This is a genomic window from Mycobacterium sp. (assembly GCF_049281135.1).
GTDB lineage: Bacteria > Actinomycetota > Actinomycetes > Mycobacteriales > Mycobacteriaceae > Mycobacterium.
The window spans coordinates 1-5,398 of record NZ_JBAPRN010000262.1 but is presented as its reverse complement, the minus strand read 5'-3'; the positions used below and the strand labels follow the sequence as shown (position 1 = coordinate 5,398).

At 64.0% G+C, this 5,398-nt stretch carries 6 protein-coding genes; 3 read left to right on the top strand and 3 right to left on the bottom strand.

Annotated features, from left to right (window positions below; all coding sequences use genetic code 11):
* Positions 1 to 257: hypothetical protein (locus tag WAN02_RS10600; protein ID WP_422264111.1), on the top strand; the 257-nt coding region annotated here is incomplete at its 5' end.
* Here the strand turns inward: WAN02_RS10600 and WAN02_RS10595 are convergent.
* Positions 241 to 939 carry a class I SAM-dependent methyltransferase gene (locus WAN02_RS10595; RefSeq protein WP_422264110.1) on the bottom strand — a complete coding sequence of 233 codons (699 nt, stop codon included), beginning with the start codon at positions 937 to 939 and terminating at the stop codon, positions 241 to 243. The genes WAN02_RS10600 and WAN02_RS10595 overlap by 17 nt on opposite strands.
* 10 nt (positions 940 to 949) lie before the next feature.
* Positions 950 to 2,428 carry a glutamate--cysteine ligase gene (locus WAN02_RS10590; RefSeq protein WP_422264109.1) on the bottom strand — a complete coding sequence of 493 codons (1,479 nt, stop codon included), beginning with the start codon at positions 2,426 to 2,428 and terminating at the stop codon, positions 950 to 952.
* Positions 2,429 to 2,636: 208 nt separating this feature from the next.
* On the opposite strand from WAN02_RS10590, the gene WAN02_RS10585 reads away from it, so the two are divergent.
* Positions 2,637 to 3,326: a hypothetical protein gene (locus WAN02_RS10585; protein WP_422264108.1), complete on the top strand. Its 690-nt coding sequence runs from the start codon at positions 2,637 to 2,639 to the stop codon at positions 3,324 to 3,326.
* 22 nt (positions 3,327 to 3,348) lie between these two features.
* Positions 3,349 to 4,896: a glycerol kinase GlpK gene (glpK, locus tag WAN02_RS10580; RefSeq protein ID WP_422264107.1), complete on the top strand. Its 1,548-nt coding sequence runs from the start codon at positions 3,349 to 3,351 to the stop codon at positions 4,894 to 4,896.
* Positions 4,897 to 4,945: 49 nt separating this feature from the next.
* Here glpK and WAN02_RS10575 read toward each other — a convergent pair.
* A partial coding sequence (locus WAN02_RS10575; RefSeq protein ID WP_422264106.1) for a PadR family transcriptional regulator occupies positions 4,946 to 5,398 on the bottom strand: 453 nt, incomplete at its 5' end.

Sequence of the window (5,398 nt, the reverse complement as noted above, 5' to 3'; positions counted from 1 at the left end):
GCGTGATCATCGGTGGCGGCTCGAGCGGCGACACCGTGACCATCGATGGCGGCTCTGCGAACAGCGCGAGCGACGACACCGTGATCATCGGTGGCGGCTCGAGCGGCGACACCGTGACCATCGATGGCGGCGCGAGCTGCGACAGCGTGATCATCGATGGCGGCTTTGCGAATGAATTCGTCTACGAACCTGGTGTTTGGCCCGCGATAACGGATTTGCTCATTACTCCGTTCGGCGACTTCACCCTTCTGTGCTAGCCGATCCCGTTTTATGTGCGGTGAGCAGGTAGGCGGGCAGCTTCATCCGGCCGTTCTCGTCGCGGTCGTGCTCGGGCATCGGAACGTCCGAATCTGCCGGTGCCGGTGGAACGTTCGCGTGGATAGTTGCCGGCCGGACCTCGTCGATGTGCCAGTGCTTGCTCACCGCCGCGCGCAGCTCGTCCTCGTCGACCTCGTTGGGCTTTTGCTCCCACTCGGCGGGGAACGCGCCCTTGGCGAAGACGAGCACGAAGTAGGCAGCCCCGTCGGCCGCGGCGCGATGCACCGACTGCAGATAGCCGTCGCGACCCTCGATCGGCAGCGAGTGGAACAGCGTGCTGTCGACCACGGTGTTGAACCGGCCGTCGTGTCCGCTGAACGTGGTGATGTCGGCCTGTTCGAAGCTGGCGTTGCTCAGCCCGCGCTCCTCGGCCGCCTTGGTGGCGGCGGCGATAGCTGTCGGCGTCAGGTCGACGCCGTGCACGGTGTAGCCGTCGGCGGCAAGGGCCAGTGACAGCTCGGCGTATCCACATCCGGCGTCCAGCACATCGCTGCGGAATTTCCCTGCGGCGGCCAGTGCGGCCAACTCGGGCTGCGGTTCACCGATGTTCCAGGGCGGTGGGCCGTCGAAGCCGGCTTCCTGGCGGTATGCGCTGTCCCAGTCCATTACTTCATTTGCCATGTCTTCCAACCTACTCCGGCACTTCCCAGCTGTGGATCGGCTCGTTTGTGTGCATGTGATCGCAGTACAGCCGCAGCATCTCGGCCAGCGCGGCAGGCCGGGTCATGCCGCGGCTCTCCAGCGCGCGCACGGTCGACACCTGCCAGGCCGCGCCGTTGCGGCCTGCGCGGGCTCGGCCTTCGATCACGCCAAGCAGCCGGTCGCGCACCTCGGCGGCGACACCCCAGCTGTCCAGCCCGTGATGCGCCATCGGCAGCAGCTTGCCGATCACCAACTCCTCGGTGGTGACGGTGCCTAATCCGGGCCAGAACAGGCTCGCCTGCATGCCATAGCGGGCCGCTTCGAGGAAATTATGCTGCGCCGCATCGAATCTCATCTTCGTCCAGACCGGGCGATCATCTTCGGTGAGCGTGCGCAGCATGCCGTAGTAGAAGGCCGCGTTGGCGAGCATGTCGACGACCGTCGGGCCGGCGGGTAGCACGCGGTTCTCCACCCGCAGGTGAGGACGTCCCGCGACGACGTCGTACACCGGACGGTTCCACCGATAGACGGTGCCGTTGTGCAAGCGCAGCTCCGCCAGCTGCGGGGTGCGCCCGGCCGCCAGTTCGGCGACCGGATCCTCATCTGACACCTCCGGTAGCAGCGACGGGAAGTAGCGAACGTTCTCCTCGAACAGGTCGAAGATCGAGGTGATCCAGCGTTCGCCGAACCACACCCGAGGCCGCACCCCTTGGGTTTTCAATTCGTCCGGCCGGGTGTCGGTGGACTGGGCGAACAGTTCGATGCGGGTCTCCGACCATAGTTGGTGACCGAAGAAGTACGGCGAGTTGGCGCCGAGCGCCAGCTGCGGCCCGGCCAGCACCTGCGCGGCGTTCCAGTTGCTGGCGAAACCTTCGGGCGACACTTGTAGGTGCAACTGCGCACTGGTGCAAGCTGATTCGGGAGCGATCGACGTCGAGTTGATGCTGAGCGGTTCGGGTCCGTCGATATCGATCTGAATGTCTTCGCCGCGGGCGTTGAAGATGGAGTCGTTGAGCGCAGCATATCGCGACGACTCACTCATCCATCCGCTGGCGAGGTGTTCGGGCATCAGCGTGGGCAGTATCCCGATCATGACGATGTGGGCTCCGCCGGCGCTGGCCTTGGTCTCGGCGGCATTCAAGCTGGCGCGCACTTCGTCTTCCAGATGCACGCCGGCATGACCGCCCAGCGGCCGGGGCGGGACGTTGAATTCGATGTTGTACGCGCCCAATTCGGTCTGATACGCCGGGTCGGCGATGGCGGCCAGGACGTCGGAGTTGGTCATCGCCGGCTGGTAAGCGTCATCGACCAGATTGCATTCGATTTCCATCCCGGTGAGCGCGTGGTCGAACTCGAAGCTGGACTGCGCGAGCATCGTTTCGAAGACGTCGAGGCACAGCTGCACCTTGCGCCGATACTGCTGCCGGTCGACGCGCGAGTAGGTGGTCCGTTTGACGTCTTTGCCCACTACGCAGATGCAACCGCTTTACGCACCCCGCCGCAACCGATCGGTCAAATGAACTGACCCGCTGCCCAATTGCCGATGCGTGCAAGTGCGTGAATCAGTTGTCATGCGCTATTGACGCGCGCATTGGATAATTGCAACAATCTCAGCCCAGTCTTACATGGTTCACAGGAAGATTCCGAGGGAAACGATGAGTCGTACGCACCGCCACATGACGAGCGTGGTCGGCGTCGCTTTCGGTGCCCTGCTGGCGTCGCCGTTGATCGCGCTGTGCACCGGATCTGTCGCGCGCGCCGACGACCTGGTGGGCATCGGGCCATTCGCGATCGGCGGTTATGACGACACGCTCACCTACGACTCATCGACCTTGGCGTTCGACAACTACACCACCGGGACGCTCGGCTCGACCCCGTTCGACCTCGACGTCTATCAGGGCCCCACGGGAGCGAACAGCGCTGAGTACGTCTTCACGATTCCACTGCTGTTCCAGGGTGGTATCGACGATGTCGACGGGACCAGCACACCGTTCTACTCGTTCAACGCATTCGACTTCGTCAGTCCCGACGCCGGCCTGGTTACCCTCGGTGGTGCGCCCTCCACCGATGGCATCGTCACTATCGGACCGTTTGCGCTCGACGGTTCCACAGATACCTTGACCCTCGACTCCGCCGGAGCGTTCGACAACTACCTCGTCGGATCCTCCGATTCGACGACGTTTGACCTCGATGTCTATTCCGCCGGCCCGGGATCGGGTACATCCGAGATCCTGTTCACGGTTCCCTCGCTCTTCCAAGTCGGCCTTGACGACGTCGGCGGCGTGATCACGCCGATCGACTCGTTCGCTCCCGTGGACGCGTTCGCTCCCGACATCGGCCTACTGGATCTCGTGAACAGTCTCTAACCAACCGCTCCCCGCGTAGTCCATGATGGACACGATCGCGGGAGGAGAAGAGTTGTCCGAGTTCGTCGCTTCGATCGACCAGGGCACCACCAGCACCCGCTGCATGATCTTCGACCGCGACGGCGCCGAGGTGGGTCGCCACCAACTGGAGCACGAGCAGATCCTGCCGCAGGCCGGATGGGTCGAGCACAACCCGATCGAGATCTGGGAGCGCACCACATCGGTGCTGATGTCGACGCTCAATGCGACCAACCTGTCGTCGAAAGACATTGTCGGACTGGGAATCACAAACCAGCGCGAGACGACGCTGGTGTGGAATCGACACACCGGCCGGCCGTACTACAACGCGATCGTCTGGCAAGACACCCGCACTGACCGGATCGCGTCGGCGCTGGACCGCGATGGCCGCGGTGACGTGATCAGGCACAAAGCGGGTTTGCCGGCGGCGACCTATTTTGCCGGCGGCAAACTGCAGTGGATTCTGGACAACGTCGAGGGCGTGCGCGCCGCGGCCGAACGGGGCGACGCGGTTTTCGGCACCATCGACACCTGGCTGTTGTGGAATCTGACCGGCGGCCCCCGCGGCGGGGTACACGTCACCGACGTCACCAATGCCAGCCGGACCATGCTGATGGACCTGGAGTCATTGGACTGGGACGACGAGCTGCTGTCGTTTTTCGGCATCCCGCGGACGATGCTTCCGTCCATCGCGTCGTCGTCGCCGCGTCAGCCATACGGTGTCACGACGCCCGACGGGCCTCTCGGTGGCGAGGTGCCGATCACTGGAATCCTCGGGGACCAGCACGCGGCGATGGTCGGCCAGGTCTGTCTGCGGCCGGGCGAGGCCAAAAATACGTACGGCACAGGCAATTTCCTGCTGCTGAACACCGGCGAACAGATCGTCCGGTCGCAAAATGGTCTGCTGACTACTGTGTGCTATCAGTTCGGTGATGCGAAACCTGTTTACGCCCTGGAAGGTTCGATCGCCGTGACCGGGTCCGCCGTGCAATGGCTACGGGATCAACTGGGCATCATCAGCGGGGCGGCCCAGAGTGAGGCACTGGCCCGGCAGGTCGACGACAACGGTGGGGTGTACTTCGTTCCGGCGTTCTCGGGATTGTTCGCGCCGTATTGGCGCTCCGATGCCCGCGGCGCGATCGTTGGACTGTCGAGGTTTAACACCAACGCACACTTGGCCCGCGCGACCTTGGAGTCGATCTGCTATCAGAGCCGCGATGTGGTCGACGCGATGCAGGCTGATTCGGCTGTGCGCCTTGAGGTTTTGAAGGTCGACGGTGGGATCACCGCCAACGACCTGTGCATGCAGATTCAGGCTGACGTTCTCAACGTCGACGTGGTGCGTCCGGTGGTCGCCGAGACGACTGCGCTGGGCGCGGCCTACGCGGCCGGTCTGTCGGTCGGCTTCTGGGCCGACCCGAATGAGTTACGGGCCAACTGGCGCGAAGGCCAGCGGTGGACGCCGGAGTGGACCGAGGAACAGCGCTCGACTGGCTACGCGGGATGGCGAAAAGCCGTGCAGCGCACGCTCGACTGGGTCGAAGTGTCCTGACGCGAACAATGGGGACCGGCAACTGCCGGCCCCCACCGTCGCGGTCTGATCAGTCGTCGCGTTCGGCGAGAATCGTGTAGATCTCGCGGCGAGCGTTGTTGACGATCTCGATGATCCGCTGCTGCTGCTCGGTGCTGGCGGCGTGGGCGGATTGCGCTACGGCGCCGAACAATTGGCCGACAGCTGCCCGCAGGTTGAGATGCGCGGGATCAACCCCGTCGGCGATCTCGTCCCACGGCGGGGTCGCGACCTTCTCCGCGGCTTCTTTGCCGGCGTCGGTCAAGTGGAACAGCTTCTTGCTGCCTTCGCTCTCCGAGGCGGCAATCAGCCCCTCGTCGACCAGCAGTTGCAGGGTGGGGTAGACCGAGCCGGGGCTCGGCTTCCACAGGTCCTGGCTCCGCTCGGCCACCTCTTGGATGATTTCGTAGCCGTGCATCGGCCGCTCGGCGAGCAGGCTCAGAAGGACGAGATCGGGTGTAGTCAATTTTTCGCTTGACATCTT